The 14,929-nt window shown below is 75.7% G+C and carries 11 protein-coding genes; 4 read left to right on the top strand and 7 right to left on the bottom strand.

Annotated features, from left to right (window positions below; translation table 11 throughout):
• Positions 1–22: 22 nt before the first annotated feature.
• The 3 genes from FRAEUI1C_RS18165 to FRAEUI1C_RS18155 all read right to left on the bottom strand — a co-directional run bounded on the left by FRAEUI1C_RS18165 (position 23) and on the right by FRAEUI1C_RS18155 (position 5,210).
• Positions 23–1,324, bottom strand: a complete 1,302-nt coding sequence (locus tag FRAEUI1C_RS18165; protein ID WP_013424785.1) for a zinc-dependent alcohol dehydrogenase — start codon at positions 1,322–1,324, stop codon at positions 23–25.
• Entirely contained in the window at positions 1,321–3,648 is a 2,328-nt protein-coding gene (locus FRAEUI1C_RS18160) for an HAD-IB family hydrolase (protein WP_013424784.1), read from the bottom strand. Before FRAEUI1C_RS18160 ends, FRAEUI1C_RS18165 begins: the two co-directional genes overlap by 4 nt.
• A 407-nt stretch (positions 3,649–4,055) precedes the next feature.
• Complete coding sequence (locus FRAEUI1C_RS18155; protein ID WP_013424783.1) at positions 4,056–5,210, bottom strand: 5'-3' exonuclease; 1,155 nt, start codon at positions 5,208–5,210, stop codon at positions 4,056–4,058.
• 285 nt (positions 5,211–5,495) lie between these two features.
• Here FRAEUI1C_RS18155 and FRAEUI1C_RS18150 point away from each other — a divergent pair, with 285 nt between their 5' ends.
• A complete protein-coding gene (locus FRAEUI1C_RS18150) occupies positions 5,496–5,939 on the top strand; it encodes an Lrp/AsnC family transcriptional regulator (RefSeq protein WP_013424782.1) in 444 nt (147 codons plus the stop codon).
• A 6-nt stretch (positions 5,940–5,945) separates the two neighbouring features.
• Here the strand turns inward: FRAEUI1C_RS18150 and FRAEUI1C_RS18145 are convergent, their stop codons facing one another.
• From FRAEUI1C_RS18145 to FRAEUI1C_RS18135, 3 genes are all read right to left on the bottom strand, one after another.
• On the bottom strand, positions 5,946–6,932 hold the full coding sequence (locus FRAEUI1C_RS18145) for a hypothetical protein (RefSeq protein WP_157734976.1): 987 nt from the start codon (positions 6,930–6,932) through the stop codon (positions 5,946–5,948).
• A 162-nt stretch (positions 6,933–7,094) separates the two neighbouring features.
• A complete protein-coding gene (locus tag FRAEUI1C_RS18140) occupies positions 7,095–8,354 on the bottom strand; it encodes a hypothetical protein (RefSeq protein ID WP_013424780.1) in 1,260 nt (419 codons plus the stop codon).
• Positions 8,351–8,983, bottom strand: a complete 633-nt coding sequence (locus FRAEUI1C_RS18135) for a SigE family RNA polymerase sigma factor (protein ID WP_013424779.1) — start codon at positions 8,981–8,983, stop codon at positions 8,351–8,353. The genes FRAEUI1C_RS18140 and FRAEUI1C_RS18135 overlap by 4 nt, the downstream gene beginning before the upstream one ends.
• Before the next feature lie 242 nt (positions 8,984–9,225).
• Between FRAEUI1C_RS18135 and FRAEUI1C_RS18130 the strand changes: the two genes are divergently transcribed.
• Together FRAEUI1C_RS18130 and lnt are read left to right on the top strand one after the other, a co-directional pair.
• Complete coding sequence (locus tag FRAEUI1C_RS18130) at positions 9,226–10,770, top strand: amidohydrolase (RefSeq protein ID WP_013424778.1); 1,545 nt, start codon at positions 9,226–9,228, stop codon at positions 10,768–10,770.
• 216 nt (positions 10,771–10,986) lie between these two features.
• On the top strand, positions 10,987–13,812 hold the full coding sequence (gene lnt, locus FRAEUI1C_RS18125; protein ID WP_013424777.1) for an apolipoprotein N-acyltransferase: 2,826 nt from the start codon (positions 10,987–10,989) through the stop codon (positions 13,810–13,812).
• Positions 13,813–14,037: 225 nt separating this feature from the next.
• Here lnt and FRAEUI1C_RS18120 read toward each other — a convergent pair whose 3' ends face one another.
• Entirely contained in the window at positions 14,038–14,382 is a 345-nt protein-coding gene (locus FRAEUI1C_RS18120; protein ID WP_013424776.1) for an RNA polymerase-binding protein RbpA, read from the bottom strand.
• A 123-nt stretch (positions 14,383–14,505) separates the two neighbouring features.
• Between FRAEUI1C_RS18120 and FRAEUI1C_RS18115 the strand changes: the two genes are divergently transcribed.
• Positions 14,506–14,919: a hypothetical protein gene (locus tag FRAEUI1C_RS18115; RefSeq protein ID WP_013424775.1), complete on the top strand. Its 414-nt coding sequence runs from the start codon at positions 14,506–14,508 to the stop codon at positions 14,917–14,919.
• Positions 14,920–14,929 lie beyond the last annotated feature (10 nt).

Raw genomic sequence — 14,929 nt, 5'->3', positions numbered from 1 at the left:
GCACCCCCGCCCATTGTAACGATCATGTCGTCTGGGTCGGGTCGAACGCGATCTTCACGGCGCCGAGGCGGCCGGCGGACAGCGCGTGGTCCAGCGCCTCCCGCCACCGGCCCAACGGGTAGACCGCCGAGACGACGCCGTCCAGCGGCGCGGACGCGGCCAGCTCGAACGCCCGGCCGAAGTCCGACCGCGCGCCGGACGGCCCGTCGAGGCCCGCCGTCGGCGCCGAACCGGCGGGCTCCAGACCGGGCCGCGCCGCCTCGCCCGCGGACTGGACGGCGCGCCCCGACGAGGCGTAGGTGCCGACGAGCTCCAGCTCCCGGTACCACAGCGGCGACAGGTCGACCGCCCCCGACGGCACCCCGGACAGCACGACCCGCCCACCGGCGCGGGTCACCCGCAGCGCCGTCGACAGCGACGACGACGACCCGACGCAGTCCAGCGTGACGTCCACCCCGCCGAGCAGGAACGACCCGCCGAACTCCGGCTCGGCCCGCAGCGCCCGCGTCGCGCGACGCACCCCGCCGAGCGTGTCCGACGGGGACAGCACCTCGTCGGCGCCGAACGCCTTCGCCAGCTCGACCTGCCGGCGGTACTTGGCGACGACCGTGATGTGCGCGGCCGGGGTGTACGCCCGCAACGCCAGCAGCGTGAACAGGCCGATGGCACCGGAGCCGATGACCAGCACACGGTCACCGGGGGCGACCCTGGCCCGGCCCGCGGTGTGCACCGCGGTCGCCAGCGGCTCGACCAGCACCGCCCGCTCGTCGGACAGGTCGTCGGGCACCGGGTGCAGCTGGCTGTGATGGGCGACCATCGCCCGCGCCCAGCCACCCCCGACGTCCTTGCAGTGACCGGTCTGCAGGCCCGGCGCCACGTGCCCGACCGTCACCCGGTCGCAGCGCGACGGGTGCCCGGCCGCGCAGTTCCCGCACAGCTCGAGCCCACGGGTCGCGCAGCCGAGGACCGGATCGACGACGACCCGGCTACCGGCGCGCAGCGGGGTCCCGTCGGCGGCGGCCGCGTCGGACTGCAGCACGCCGAGGACCTCGTGGCCCGGCGTGAACGGCATCGTCACCAGGGGGGAGAAGTAGAACGACGACTGGCCGGTGACCGTCGAGAGGTCCGACCCGCAGATCCCGGACAGCTTCGGGCGGACCGTCACCCAGCCGGGCCCGGGCAGCGCCGGGTCGCCGTGGTCGACCAGGCGCAGCGGCGCGGCGGCTGTCGCCGCGGCACCCGCCAGCGACGGCAGCCTGCTCGACAGCACCCGCGCCGCCGCGTAGCGCGGCACCGACCGGTACAGCTCCAGCCCGCGGGTCACCGCGCACCTCCCACACCTGTGACGGCCGCCCGGGTCTGGGCGGCCGCGGTACGGGCCGCGTGGAACAGGCCCCGTTCCCGCAGCGACGGCGCGACCGCGCGTGGCTCCCCCGGCGTTGACGGCCACTCCTCGACAGCCCAGCCGTTCGCCTTCGCGGTGCGGAACAGCGCCAGGTCCGGGTTGACCGCCACCGGGTTGCCGACCGCGCGCAGCATCGGGATGTCCGACTGCGAGTCGCCGTACGCCCACGACGCGGACAGGTCCGCGCCGACGCGGCCGGCGAAGTGGTCCAGGAACGCGGCCCTCGCGTCGCCGACCAGCGGCGACGCGGCGAGCTTCCCGGTGAACCGGCCGTCCGCGCCGACGGTCAGCCGCGACGCGACGACCTCGTCGAACAGCGGCGCCAGCGGGCGGACCAGGAAGTCCACCGACCCGGTCAGCAGCACCGTGCGGTGCCCCGCGTCGCGGTGCGCGCGGACCCGGCGGATCGCTGCCGGCTTGACCCGCCGCAGCAGGATGTCCCCCGCCACCTCGTCGATGATCCGCGCCAGCTCCTCGGGGTCCGCGCCCGCGTAACGGCCGTACACCGAGCGGATCAGATGCCCCCGGTCGGTGCGCTCGGCCCGCAGGTAGCTCGGCAGCTTCGCGGCCAGGCCCGCCAGCTCCCGCGCCCGCCCGCCCGGCGCCTCGTCGGCGAGGCGCAGCCACAGATAGGACTCGATGACCGTCGAGGTCACCAGCGTGCCGTCCAGGTCGAACACGGCCAGCGCCGCCGGGTTCGCGGCCAGGTTCACCCCGGCGCGCCGGGCCGGCGCCGGGTCCCGCGGCTTGCGCAGGATCGACGTGACCGCGGGGAAGTGGACCTCTTCGAGGTAGTGCGTCCAGTCGTAGCAGGCCGGGTCGAAGCCGAACAGCTCCTTGTCCGCGTCCGACAGGGCGTCGTGCAGCGCCTTCGTCGCGTCGTCGACGTAGACCAGCTCGGCCTTCGTGTACGCCCGGTAGATGTCCGAGTAGCGGCGCAGGAACCCGACGCGGGACTCGAACCGGTCGAACTCGGTCGCCCACCGGCGGACCTTCTCCGACCGAGGCGCGTGCTCCAGCAGCCGGCCGGCGACCGCCGCCGCCCGCTCGCCGTTGCGCAGCTTCGCCTCGGCGGCCCGCGCGCCGGCGAACGGCCAGTCCGGCACCGCGATGTCGCCGCGGCCCCGCTTCGGCAGCGGGAACGCCCGGAAGTAGGCGCGGACGTGCTCGAACAGCTCCCGGAACAGCAGCGGGTTACGGAACCCGGAGCAGACCGTGTAGTAGGCGGGTGTCTCGACGGGCGGGGTCGCCGCCGCGGCCGCGAGGATCGCGTTGACGACCAGGTCCACCGGGATGATGTCGACGACCGCGTCGGGCGACGCGGGGAAGTCGGGGAACTCCCCCCGGCCGTAGGCCAGGATCAGCGGCTCCGCCATCTTGAAGCCCTCGATCCAGCCCGGGAACGGCCGGTTGAGCGCCGACTCGATGATCGACGGGCGGACGATCGTCAGCGGCAGGTCGCCGTGCTCGTCCTCCAGGTACCGCTCGCCGAGGGCCTTGGTGAACGTGTAGCTGTCGGTCCAGCCCAGCACCTGCGCCCGCTCGGCCCCGGCGCGCACCAGCCGCTCGCGGACCCATTCGCGGCGGCGGTCCTCGGCGTCCCGCGACACCGTCTGCGCGCCGGCCCGCAGGTGCTTGGCCTGCGCGTCGGCGAGGAACGCCGCCGACTGCTCCGGGGCGCGCGAGGCGTCCTCGGCGGTCTGGCGGGCCCGCGCCGCGGACGCCTGCTCGGCCGCCCAGTCGACGTCGTGCGCCAGACGGCCCTCGGCGATGTGGCCCGACCGCAGGCCCGCCACGTAGGCCGTGGAGACGTGCACGAGGTGCGGCGACGCGCCACCGGCGCGGAGCGCGCGCAGCAGTTCCTGCAGACCGCCGAGGTTCGTCGCGAACCCCTCGTCGATCGGCGGGTCGAACGACACCTCACCCGCGCAGTGGATCACCAGGTCGATGTCGGACGGCAGGTCCGGCATCGACGCCAGGTCCCCGGCCAGCACCTCCACCCGCGCCGCGAGCTGGTCCACCGCGCCGTCGCCGAGCGACGCCCGCAGCGCCGCGAACGCGGGCTTGCGCAGCTGGCGGCGCAACCGCGCCGCTCCGTCCTGCCCGCCGCGGGGACGCACCAGCGCGACGACCCGGGTGTCCGGGAAGTCCGACAGCAGGCGCTCCAGCAGCGCCTCCCCGACGAACCCCGTCACCCCGGTCAGGAACACACGCCTGCCCGCGAGCCGCTCCCGCAGCCCCACCCGTCCACCTCCGCGACCACTACACCACTGACATCCGCTGGGCAACGGTAGGCGACGGCCGGACACCTACAGCGGTGTCCTGGCCGAAACGTTCACGCGTACGCGCTGCCCAGGCCGGAGTATGACTGGTCAAACTACCGGCTCGGCCATCTGGCGCGGCCAGCGCCCGGCCGGGGCGAACCGGCCGGCCGCTGGCGACCGCCCGGGTACCGGCCGCCGACGAGCCCAGCACCCGCAGTCTGTACCGTCGCCGCCCGGCCGTCCGGGAGGCCCGCCTCGCCCGGCGACGGCGTCGGCGCCCGCCCGGCCGGCTTTGCCCCGATGTGGGCCAGATCTCCCGGCCGCGGCGACGCCGGCACCCCGCCGCCCGGCCCCGGTCCCGGGGACGGCCCTGGCGCCCCGGCGGGTCACGCCGGGCGGGCCGCCGCCGTCAGGGCGCGGGTCAGCCGGGTCGCGGCACCGGCCAGGCCGAACCGCTCCGCGAGCGCGAGCACCTCGTCCGGGTGCGCCGGAGTGGCCGGCAGCCGGGTGGCCAGCGCCGGCAGCGGCACGTCGGGGACGACCCGCACGACGACCTCCGCCCGGTCCAGGTAGTCGCGGGCCGCCTCCAGCCGGCGGCGCGCCCCGGCGGGGAAACCGTCGGTCTGCCCCGCGTCGAGCGCCGCGAGCGCGCCGGCCAGCGACCCGAACCGGGTCAGCAGCGCGGCCGCCGTCTTCGCCCCGATGCCCGCCACGCCGGGCAGCCCGTCGGACGGGTCGCCGCGCAGCGTCGCGAAGTCCCCGTAGGCCCGGCCGGGCACGCCGTAGCGGGCGCTGACCGCGGCCTCGTCGATCGCCGCGAACTTCTCCACCGAGTACCGCACCCGGACCGGCACGTCGTCGCGGACCAGCTGGAAGAGGTCCCGGTCGCCGGTGAGGATCTCCACCGGCCCGGCGAACGGGCCGCCGCCGGCGGGTGCCTCGCCGCGGTCCTGGGCCGCCCAGCCGGCGGCGTCGCCGTGCGGGAACCGGGTCGCCAGCGTGCCGATCACGTCGTCGGCCTCGAACCCGGCCGCCTCGACCCGGCAGATCCCGAACGCGTCCAGCACCGCGTCGATCACCGGCAGCTGCGGGGTCAGCTCGTCGGGGACCTCCTCGACGGCCACCGCGCCCGCCGCGACGCCCTCGGTGGTGCCGGCCGGCCCGGGCGTGGCCGCCGCCGAGACCGGGACCGACGGTGGCACGGCCGCCGGGTCGAGCACGTCGGCGACCCGGTGGGCCTTGTACGACTCCACCAGCTCGACGCGGAACGCCGGGCGCCAGTCCCCGTCGAAGCAGCACACCAGGTGCGCCGGGCGCAGGTCGGCGATCTGGCGGGCGAGGACGTCCAGCAGCCCGCGCACCGCGTTCACCGGCATCCCGTCCGGCGCCGTCACCGACTGCGGCACCCCGTAGAACGCCCGGAAGTACAGCGACGGCGTGTCGACCAGCAGCAGCCCGCCGCCCGGCCCGGCCGCCCCGGGCTGCTCGCGGACCGGCCGCGCCGGCCCTTCGGACGCGGTCTCACTCGTTCCTGCGCTCACCCGCCCACCCTGGCACGGCCCACCGACAGTCCCGGCCGCCGGCCCGGCCCGCCGCACCGCCGCCCGGACTGGCAACAGGCGGCCGACACGCCCCCGGACCGGCAGGAAACGGCCACCGTTACCCACTCCCAGGCCCACAGCCAGGCAACAGGGCCCCTTCGTGCCACTCGGCTGTGGTCCTTCCCGCGCCGGTCCGGCATACCGACGCGATCAGTGACCAGTCCCGCGCACAACTACGCCGATCACTCCGGAACCGGTCGGTGATCAGGCCATAATCTCCGGGCTGTGCTCGAAGATCTCGACCGGCAGATTGTCCGGCTGCTGTGCGCGGACGGGCGGATGAGTTTCACCGACCTGGCCCGCGCCACCGGCCTGTCCGTCTCCGCGGTCCATCAGAGGGTCCGCCGGCTCGAGCAACGCGGCGTGATCACCTCCTACAGCGCCCAGGTCGACCCGTCGAAGGTCGGACTGCCCCTGACCGCCTTCATCTCGATCAAACCGATCGACCCGTCGCAGCCCGACGACGCGCCCGACCGGCTCGCGCACCTCGACGCGATCGAGGCCTGCCACTCGGTCGCCGGCGAGGAGTCCTACCTGCTGAAGGCCCGCGTCGCCGAACCCGCCGACCTGGAGACGCTGCTGCAGCAGGTCCGCGCCGCCGCGAACGTCTCCACCCGCACCCTCGTCGTCCTGTCCACCCCCTACGAGGGCCGCCCCCCGGCCCTGTGACGCCCGTCAGGGAATGGTCGGGCAGCCGGGGAACACGGTGGACATGGCCAGGCAGAAGCTCTCCCTGCTGACCTTCCAGCCGCCCGCTGTCCGGGTGAGGCGGACGGCGCTGCGCAGCTCGCCCACGGGTTTCTCCGGGATGAGGACCGTCGCCTCGGTGCCGGCCTCGGTCGGGCCGAGGAAGACGATGTCGCCGACGCTGTCCAGCCGCACGGTGGCCCCGGTCTTCGGGTCCTCGGACAGGTACTTCGTCACCGCCCGGCGGGCGAGCCCTTCGGGGTCGTCGACGGCGTCGAGCATGCCCAGACCCGTCGTCCCCTGGAACGCGGTGTGCGCGGCGGCCCGGACCTGCGCGGTCGCGGCGGCCGGGCCGGCCGGGCCGGCCGGCGGCGCGCCGACCGTGATGTTCTCGGCGATCCGCCGTACGACCGCCTCGTCCGGCCCGTTCACCACCACCGAGGTGTCCGCGCCACTCGTCCAGATCAGGGCCCACTTGGCCGGGTTCTGCCCCCCGGTTATGTGCTCCAGCGTCGCGGGATGGCCGGCGACGGTGACGTCCTGGAAGGTCTCGTCGATCTTCATCCTCGCCGCGTCGGCCCTGATCTCCGCGATCGTGCGTACCTGGCCGCGGCTGACGTCGACCATGTACCGCGGCCCGTCGAGATAGGGCTTGTCCGCGGCGCGGACCGCCGCGAGATCCGCCGAGCCGGCTACCCCGACCCACTGCTCGGTGTAGCCCGACCACACCATCGGCGGCGCGCCCGTCGCCCCGGGTTTCATCGTGGCCAGCCCGACGGGTATGCGGACGTTCTGGAACTGGTCGTCGACCACGACGTAGCCGTCGGGCCACCAGCCGACCGTCGCCCCGTAGATCACCTTCGGCGGGCCCGCCGGTGCCGCCGCCGTCGCCGCCGGCTGGCTGGTCCCGGCGGCGACCACCTGGCCCGTACCCGTGCCGCAGCCGGCCAGCGCCACACACCCAAGCGCGACCACAGCCCTCACGCCGACCCGCCGCCGGCGGCGACCGGCGGACAGGCCGGCGTGAGAGGCAGGCGCGTCCCTGTCTGACATTCGTTGTCCCCTTCTGTCGTGACATCCCGGTCCCGCGACGTAGCCGTACGCCGCCCGGCTCGCTGTCCCCCGGCCGCCTGGGCGTCAGCAGGCCAGCGACAGCGCCGAGACCCCGAGCTGGTCGACGTTGGCGCAGTAGCTGGCCCGGGTGACCTGCCAACCGGCCGCCGTGTGGACGACCGTCACGGCGAAGCGCAGCCCGGCCGGGGCGGCCGCGATCGAGACGTTCGGATCGCTGAACGCCAGCGCCACCGACGCCCGGACCGTGTTCGCGTCGACCCGGCTGAGGGTGTCGACGGCCGGCTGCAACGTGGCCATCAGCCCCGGGAACAGCTGCCTGGTCTTCGCGCGGACCGCGACCAGCCGCGGGCCGTCCTGCACCGCGGCCGCCCACCGGTCATCCGGCACCCCGCCGGTGTAGGCCGTGTCGATCGCGGCGGTGACCGCGGCCGCCGTCACCGCGTCGACCGGGGCCGGCGCCACGCCCGGCGGGGTGTAGCCCACCAACGGCGGCATCGTGCCCAGGACGATGCCGCCGGCGATCCGGTGCGCCACCGCCACGTCGGGCGGGCTCGGCCCGGCCAGGTCCACGGTGAGGACCACGCCCGTCGCGTCGACCCACAGCAACGCCAGCTGGTAGCGCGCCGCGGCCGGAACCGCCGGCGCCGTCAGGCCGTCGCCCTGGTCGGTCGCGGTGTCGTGGCGCAGGACGAGAGCCGGGCGCCCACCGACGGTGTCCGCGGTGACGCCGACCGGCCCGTAGCCGCTCAACGATTGCGGCGTGACGTTGGCGCGCAGCGCGTCGATGTTCATCGCGTACGTCGGCTGCCAGGTCACCGTCACCGTCACCGTTGACGGATTGGCATGGCCGCCCGTGGCCGTGAACAGGGCGCCGAACTTCGTCGGGTCCGTTCTCGCGGCGAGCAGGCTCAGCAGCCGCAACGGTGTCCTCGCGGCCTGCCCCGGCGGCAGCGGCCTGCCCGCCCCGTCGACGAGACCCCAGTCGAAGCCCGACGTGCCCGCGCGGGAGGCGGCGGCGTCACCGGAGTGCGTCAGCCCGTCGGGCAGCCAGGTCAGGGTGAAACCCCCGGCCGTCGACACCGCCGGCCGCGCGGACACGACCCGGCTGTTCCCGTCACCTCCCGCCGCGTGCAGGCCGACCGGGACGCCGACCCCGGCGGCGACCAGCACGACCAGCGCGACGACACCCGCGGCCCGAGCCCGCGCCCGCCGGCGCCGGGCCCCGGACCGCACCGCGTCCGGGCCTGGTCCGAAGTCCCGCTGCGGCAGCTCGTCGGGCAGGGCACGCAGCCAGGTCCGCAGATCGCTGTCGGTGAGGCTCATCGCGTCTCCTCCCACGCCGCCGCCGCGGCCCGCGACCGCGGTTCGTTGGTCAGGACGTCCAGCGCCCCGGCGTCGAGACCCGCCGCGGGGTCGGCGCCACGGTTGTAGGGGTCGAGATCGCGCAGATGCTCGCTGTCACGCAGCCTCGCCAGGCCACGGGAGGCCTGGCTGCGCACCGAGCCGACCGAGCAGCCCATCGCCGCGGCGACGTCGGCCTCGGAGAGGTCCTCGACGTAACGCAGGACGATGACGGCGCGCTGGCGCGGCGGCAGCGCCCGTAACGCCCGCAGCAGGCCGTCGCGCTGGGCCAGCCGGTCGGCGGCGTCGACGGCCGCCTCGGGCTCGTCGACGGTCCACTCGCCGTCGACGAGCAACGGCACCTCGTCGACCCGCACCCGCAGCCGTCGCCAGCGGCTCGTCGCCCCGTTGACCAGCGTCCGGCGCAGGTACGCCTCCTGGCGGCCCTCCTCGATCTTGCGCCAGTGCAGGTAGATACGTTCGAACGCGCCCTGGACGAGATCCTCGGCGGACGCCCAGTCGCCGCCGGTCAGCAGGACCGCGCGCAGCAGCTGCCGCCGCGCCGTCCGGGCCATGAACTCCTCGAACGCCCGTTCGTCATCCGCCCGCACCCTCGCCTCCGCACCCTCGCCGGAACCACCGCACCCGTGCTCAGTCCAGACGCCCAGGTTCCGGCGCACGATGAGACGCCGGCCGATCCGCCTCGGGCGGACCGGCCGGGAGGCGCCGACCAGCGCGGGTGGGCGGGGATCCCGGCCGGCCGTTCGGCAGACTCGCAGCCGTGAGCCGCCCACCACACCGCCCACCACGGCCGATCCACCCGACGCCGATCCACCCGGACCGGGAACGGGCCGTGCTTTACCGCGGCGGCCACGTCCACAGCCCCACCGTCCCCGGCGCCACCGCGCTGCTCACCGTCGGCCGGCGCGTCACCTGGCTCGGCACCGACGCAGGCGTCGCCCCGGGCGACGCGGACGAGGTCGTCGAACTGGCCGGCGCCTGGGTCGCCCCGGCGTTCGTCGACGCCCACCTGCACGCGACCGCGACCGGCCTCGCGCTCGGCGGCCTCGACCTCGCCGCCGCCCCCACCCTCGGCGCCGCGCTCGACGCGGTCAGCGCCGCCGCCAGGGCGAACGCCGCCACCACCCTGCTCGGCACCGGCTGGGACGAGACCCGCTGGCCCCAGCGCCGCCCGCCGACAACGTCCGAACTCGACCGCGCCGCCCCCGGCCGGCTGGTCTACCTCGCCCGCGTCGACGGCCACACCGCCGTCATCTCAGGCCCGCTCGCCGCGGCGGCCGGCGCCGCGGGCCAGCCCGGCTGGCTCGGCGACGGCCTCGTCCGCGACGACGCCCACCACGCCGCCCGCGTCCACGCCTACGACACGATCACCCCGGGCCAGCGAGAGGACGCGTGGCGGCGGCTGCGGTCCACCGCCGCCGGCCTCGGGCTCGTCGCGCTGCACGAGATGGCCGGCCCCGAGGTGTCCTCCGCCGACGACCTCGCCGCGCTGCTCGCCCACGCCGCCGCCGAACCCGGCCCCGTGATCGCCGGCTACTGGGCCGGCGACCCGGCCGACCTCGCCGACCTCGACCCGGACGGGCGGCTCGCCGTCGGCGTCGGCGGGGACCTGTTCGTCGACGGCTCCCTCGGCTCCCACACCGCAGCCCTACGCGCCGCCTACGCCGACCGGCCCGGCCACCGTCCCCCGCCCATGCTCGACGCCACGGCCGTCCGCGACGTCGTACTGACCGCGGTCGCCACCGGCCGCCAGCCCGGCTTCCACGCGATCGGCGACGCCGCCGTCGACACCGTCCTCGCCGGCCTGGCCGCCGCCGCCACCACGGCCGGGCCCGCCCAGGTCATCGCCGCCCGGCCCCGGATCGAGCACTGCGAGCTCGTCCACCCCGACCAGATCACCGCACTCGCCCGCTTCGGAGCCGTCGCCGCCGTCCAGCCCGCGTTCGACGCCTTCTGGGGCGGCCCGCACGGCATGTACGCCGAACGGCTCGGCACCGCGCGGGCCGCCGCCATGAACCCACTCGCCGGCCTCGTCGCCGCCGGGGTCGGCGTCGCACTGTCCTCCGACGCCCCCGTCACCCCGCTCGACCCCTGGGGCGCGATCCGCGCCGCCACCGGCCACCACACCCACACCGCCCGCCTCGACCTCGCGGCCGCGTTCGACGCCGCCACCCGCGGCGGCTGGCACGCGGCCCGCGCCAGCACCGACGGCTCCCTGACCGCCGGCCAGCCCGCGACCTTCGCCGTCTGGCGCCTGCCCACCGGCCTCACCGGCCCGCCGGCGCACCCCGCCCTGCCCGACCTCACCGGCCCGGACCCCCGCTGCGTCCGCACCGTCCTGGCCGGCACGGTCCTGCACGACAACCCCACCCCCTGACCGGCCCGCCGATCATCCCGGCGTCCGCTCGTCCACTGCGCCACCGTCCCCCTGACCAGCGGGACCCGGCCCGGGTAACGAAGGCCACCCCGACCCGGCGAACCGGGCGCCACAGCAACACCCCCAGGCACATCCACGCCCACCGGCGACCGGCCCGCGCGGACAGGACGGACACTCCGGCACACCGCCGGCCCCGCCTCTAGCAAACTGGGACCCGTGACACCGCCGTCCGCAGCCCCAGCGCCCACCGGCCCGACCCCCGCCGCCACCGCGCCCGGCGCGCCGCCGGCCCCCGGCCTCCCCGCGGACGGCCCAGACCCCGGCGGCCCGGCACGCACCCGACGCCGCCGGCCGCGGCCACCCCACCCGGCCACCGCGCTGCGCGCCGCCGCCGCGCTCGCCGCCGGATTCCTGCTCTACCTCGCCTTCCCCCCGGTCGGCGCCTGGCCACTCGCCCCCGTCGCCGTCGCCGGGCTCACCCTGCTCGTCCGCGGCCGCCGGCTACGCGGCGCCTACGGCCTCGCCGTCCTGTTCGGCCTCGGGTTCTTCCTGCCACTGCTGCGGTTCGTCGACTACGTCGGCCTGGACGCCCTGATCGTCCTGGCCGCCGGCGAAGCCGCCATCCTCGCGATCGTCGGACCCGCGACGACCCTCGCCCTGCGCCTGAAGCCCCGGTACGCCTGGGCCGCCGTCGGCTGCGTCTGGATCGGCCAGGAAGCCCTGCGCGGCCGCGAACCGTTCGGCGGCTTCCCCTGGGGCCGCCTCGCGTTCAGCCAGCCCCACAGCCCCTACACGCCCCTCGCCGCCGTCGCCGGCGCCCCCACCCTCACCTTCGCCGTCGCCGCCACCGGCGCCCTGCTCGCCCTCACCCTCACCACCCTGGCCGCCACCGGCCGCGCGGCACTCACCCGCCACCTCGGCGTCCCCGGCTCCGCCCCCGCCGACCAGCCGCCCGCCGCCCGGCCGACGGGCCGCCTGATCGCCCTCGGCGCCCTCCTGCCGGTCGTCGGCATCCTCGCCCTCGCCGTCGCCGGCCTCGCCGTCCCGCTGCCCACCGGCGCCCAGGACGGCACCCTGCGGGTCGCCGCGATCCAGGGCGGCGTCCACGAACCCGGCGGCTACGACGCCCTCGGCCAGCGCCTCCAGGTCACCAGCAACCACGTCGACCAGACCCTGAAACTCGCCGCCCAGGTCGGCGCCGGGAACATCCCGGCCCCCGGCCTCGTCGTCTGGCCCGAGAACTCCTCCGACGTCGACCCGTTCCTCAACCCCGACGCCGCGAACCTCCTCAACGAGGCCGCCCAGGCCGTCGGCACCGACGTCCTCGTCGGCGCCGTCCTCGACGGCCCCGGCCGCGGCCACGTCCGCAACGCCGGCCTCCTGTGGACCCCCACCGGCTTCAGCGGCGAGATGTACGTCAAGCACCGGCCCGTCCCGTTCGCCGAGTACCTCCCCGGCCGGTCGGTCCTGCAGAAACTGATCAAACGGTTCGCCGACGAGATGCCCAACGACTTCGTCCACGGCACCGGCCCCGCCGTCCTGCCCGCCGCCCACACCGTCATCGGCGACGTCATCTGCTTCGAGGTCGCCTACGACGGCAACGTCCGCGCATCCGTCGACCAGGGCGCCCGCCTCCTCGTCGTCCAGACGAACAACGCCTCCTTCGGCCGCAAGGGCGAAAGCCAGCAACAACTCGCCATGACCCGGATCCGCGCCGTCGAGCACGGCCGCGCCACCATCCAGGTCTCCACCAGCGGCCAGAGCGCGATCATCAACCCCGACGGCACCGTCCTCGCGCAGACCGGCCTCTACGAACCCGGCATACTCTCCGCCGCACTGCCACTACGCACCGCCCGCACCCTCGCCGACCGGGTCGGCGCCATCCCGGAGGCGGTCGCGACCGCCCTGGGAGCGGCGGCCATTATTGCTGGAATCGCCACCGGGCGCCGGCGCCCACGGCCAGCGACCACCACCGGTCCGCGGCACACCGGCCCTGACCACGACGGCACCCCGCGAGACGCCTCCCCCGCGCGGCACGACGCGCGCGGGCCCCAGGCCGACCCGCGGACAGGCCACCGGCCCGACGGCCGCGGACAGGAAAGGAACGGCGTGGACGCCCACCGGGTAGTTGTCTGCGTGCCGACGTACAACGAACGGGAGAACCTCACCCGTACGGCGCGCAGGCTCCGCGAGGCCAACCCCACCGTCGACCTGCTCGTCATCGACGACAACAGCCCCGACGGCACCGGCCAGATCGCCGACGAGCTCGCCCGCGAGGACCCCCAGATCCACGTCCTCAACCGCGCGGGCAAGTCCGGCCTGGGCTCCGCCTACGTCGCCGGCTTCTCCTGGGCGCTGCGCCACGGCTACGACGTCGTCGTCGAGATGGACGCCGACGGCTCCCACCAGCCCGAGGAGCTGCCCCGGCTGCTCGCCCGGCTCGCCACCGCCGACCTCGTCATCGGCTCCCGCTGGGTCCCCGGCGGCAAGGTCCGCAACTGGCCGCGCAGCCGCCTGATCCTGTCCCGCGGCGCCAACCTCTACGTCCGCGCGGCCCTCGGCATCCCGATGCGCGACGCCACCGCCGGCTACCGCGCCTACCGCGCCGACGTGCTGCGCGCCCGCGACCTCAACCAGATCCAGTCCCAGGGCTACTGCTTCCAGGTCGACCTCGCCTGGACCGCCTGGCGCCAGGGCTTCCAGGTCGCCGAGGTCCCCATCACCTTCGTCGAACGCGAACGCGGCGCCTCCAAGATGAGCCGCTCCATCATCGTCGAGGCGTTCTGGCGCACCGCCCTGTGGGCCGTCGCCTCCGGCCGCCGCGGACCGGGAACGCTGCGCCCCACGCCGCCACCGCCGGTGAAAGTACCGTCACCGACCCCCGAGCCGGCCCTCGTCACCCCGACGGCGCCCGCCCCACAGGTGACCAAGGCCACACCAACCGGGGGAGCCGCGGTACCCACAACGGCCAACGGCGCCAGCCCCAACGGTGCCACCACCGTCGACGCACCCGTCCAGCAGACCGCCACCGGCGACAGCTAACGCCGGCCCTCCCGGTCCCGCCCGCCCGCGCCGAACCTCGAACATGATCGCCGTCCTGGCCCCCGAATGGTGACGAAAAGACCCGAATCGCGACCACTCGAGGGCCAAGACGGCGATCACCCCACGGGCCGACCTTCGCCGGCACAGCACCGGACGCGAAAGAGGGGCACGGCCACGGCCGTGCCCCTCTTTCGCGTCCTCGTCCCCAGGCGGGTTCGCCCAGGCTCAGCTAGCCTGACGGTCCTCGCCACGCAGCACGGCCAGCCGCTCCGCCAGGACCTCCTCAAGGTCCGCGGTCGTCCGGCGCTCCATCAGCATGTCCCAGTGCGTACGCGGCGGCTTGGCCTTCTTCGGCTCCGGCCGTTCCCCGTCCACGATCACCGAGGCCTCACCGCAGACACGGCACTCCCAGACCGAGGGAACCTCGGCCTCAGCCGCGAATGGCATGGTGAACTGGTGACCGTTCGGACAGTCGTACGACGCGGTCTGCCGCGGCGCAAGCTCCGTGCTGCGGTCGGTCTCGTAGGACACCGCGCCGAGACGGCTGCCCCGCAATACGCGTTCGCCCATAGAAACCCCTCCGAGCGTTGTCGATTACCCGTGTCTCAGCAGTTTGAACGACCCGGCCAGCCGAGACGTTCCCACAACGGAAGGGTCGGTAACGAGACCGTGGCCATACCGCGTGTCCAGCCGATGTCAGCCATCACGCAGCGTATCGGGGTCCGCCCCTACCTGGGCCTGTTCGCCCTCGCCCGCTGCGGCCTCGGCGTCGCCGCCCTCACACGCCCCGCCACCGCCCTGCGCGCCACCGGCGTCGACCGCGTCACCGCCGAACGCACCGCCTGGACCGCCCGCCTCCTCGGCGGCCGCGACCTCGCCCTCGGCGCCGGGCTCCTGCACGCCCTCAGCCGCCGCCAGCCCACCGACAGCTGGGTCTGGGCCGGCCTGATCGCCGACGCCGTCGACGCCACCGTCCTCGCCACCGCCACGGCCCGCCGCGACCTGGCCCCCGCCGCCGGCACCCTCGCCGCCCTCCTCGGCGCCGGCGCGGCCGCCGCCGCGCTCCCCGCCCTCACCAACCCAGACCCAGACAACGCCACCCCCTGACAACCACCCC

This window comes from Pseudofrankia inefficax (assembly GCF_000166135.1).
Taxonomy (GTDB): domain Bacteria; phylum Actinomycetota; class Actinomycetes; order Frankiales; family Frankiaceae; genus Pseudofrankia; species Pseudofrankia inefficax.
This window is presented reverse-complemented; position numbering and strand designations above follow the sequence as displayed.

Bases quoted from the DNA above. Each gene is read 5' to 3' on its own strand.
- FRAEUI1C_RS18140 (WP_013424780.1), bottom strand. From the start codon at position 8,354: ATGAGCCTCACCGACAGCGATCTGCGGACCTGGCTGCGTGCCCTGCCC.
- FRAEUI1C_RS18120 (WP_013424776.1), bottom strand. From the start codon at position 14,382: ATGGGCGAACGCGTATTGCGGGGCAGCCGTCTCGGCGCGGTGTCCTAC.
- FRAEUI1C_RS18115 (WP_013424775.1), top strand. From the start codon at position 14,506: ATGTCAGCCATCACGCAGCGTATCGGGGTCCGCCCCTACCTGGGCCTG.